General features: G+C 63.7%; 2 protein-coding genes. One reads left to right on the top strand and one right to left on the bottom strand.

Translation table 11 applies throughout. The annotated features are described in order from the left end of the window. Positions 1-868 (bottom strand): LLM class flavin-dependent oxidoreductase (locus WCB02_RS34645; protein WP_423965714.1); only part of this gene is annotated, 868 nt, incomplete at its 3' end. 255 nt (positions 869-1123) lie between these two features. On the opposite strand from WCB02_RS34645, the gene WCB02_RS34640 reads away from it, so the two are divergent. After that, the coding region (locus WCB02_RS34640) for an asparaginase domain-containing protein (RefSeq protein WP_423965711.1) at positions 1124-1502 on the top strand (379 nt) is incomplete at its 3' end.

The raw sequence follows: 1502 nt of genomic DNA, 5'->3' as shown, positions 1-1502 counted from the left end.
GGTTCGACGCGGTCGAGCCGTCCTGGGCCTTCAAGTCGGCGCCGGCCTGCGTGGCCTGCCATTGCAGCGCGACGATGTCGGTCCCCTCCTTGTAGTGCTCCCATTTGGCAAAGGCCGCCTCGTCGGTTTCGGCGGCAATGATCATCAACAACAGCAGCGCGCCGACGTCACGGCCGGTCTTTGCGACCGCGTTGCGGACCCGGGCAACCACGCCCGACGCGCCTTTGGTGTCGTTCAGGCCTGGCGCGCCGACGAAATTGAAGTCGCCATATTCGGCGACGAACCGCATTCCGCGGTCGCTTTGACCGGCGCCGACGATCGGGATCGGCCCGGACGGCCGGGGGCTCAGCACGCAATCGTCCATCTGGAAGAAATCGCCCCTGAAATCCGACCGGCCGCTGCTCCAAAGCTCCCGCATGATCTGCACATATTCGGAGACATAGTCGTAGCGGCGCTCGAAATGGGCCTCGCCGGGCCAGAGCCCCATCTGCTGATATTCCTTGGGTTGCCAGCCGGTCACGATATTGACGCCGAACCGGCCTGGCGCGATGGAATCGATGGTCACGGCCATGCGCGCCACCAGCGCAGGCGGCATGGTCAGCACCGCCACGGAGGCGAACAGCTGGATGCGCCGCGTGACCGCGGCGATGCCCGCCATCAGCGTGAACGATTCGAGGTTGTGCACCCAGTATTCGCTCGGTCCGTCGAAGCCGCGCAGCTTGACCATCGAGAGCGCGAAATCGAGCCCATAAAACTCGGCTCGCTGCACCACCGTCCGATTCAGGTCAAAACTCGGCATGGTCTTCGGCGAGGTGGTCGACATCAACCAGCCGCGGCTGCCGATCGGAACGAACACACCGATTTTCATGGGGACTCTCAATCAGCTCAGGCCGCCGCCTGCAGGATGTGGGCGCGGCTCTTCATCAAAGGCTGGATGTAACGTTCCAACAGGTCCATGCCACTCCTCTGCCACGATCGACCGCGCCCCATATCGCCGCTTGATCGTGAGGTTGGACGGGGCTTCCGCCAAATGACGATTTCTCATCCCAGGCAGACAAAGATTGTGGGGGCGACGAGGCCCGTGGCCAGCTAGGCTCGCGGGCTATCGGCAAAAGGCGGAGTTATGGCACGCAAGGTGGCATTCATCGGCACGGGCGGAACGATTGCCTCGATCGGCAAGGGTCCCCTCGACCTCATCGACTACGGCGCCAACAACACGATGGTGCATGCCCAGGACATCGTCACGGCGATTCCGAGCCTGCGCGAGGTCGCCGACCTCGCCGTCATCAAGTTCCGCGACATCCCGAGCACCGCAATCTCGTTTCCCGAATGGAAACAGCTCACAGCGCTTTGCGACCGGCTGGTCGCGGAGACCCCCGACCTCAGCGGAATCGTGATCGGCCACGGCACCGCGTCGCTGGAAGAGACCGCCTATTTCCTCAACCTCACCCTCAAGGTCAGCGTGCCAGTGGTGATCGTGGGCTCGCAGCGCCCGCTGAGCG

Source organism: Bradyrhizobium sp., assembly GCF_049581145.1.
GTDB lineage: Bacteria > Pseudomonadota > Alphaproteobacteria > Rhizobiales > Xanthobacteraceae > Bradyrhizobium.
Note: the sequence above shows the minus strand (reverse complement) of the source record. Positions and strands in the feature narration are given on the sequence as shown.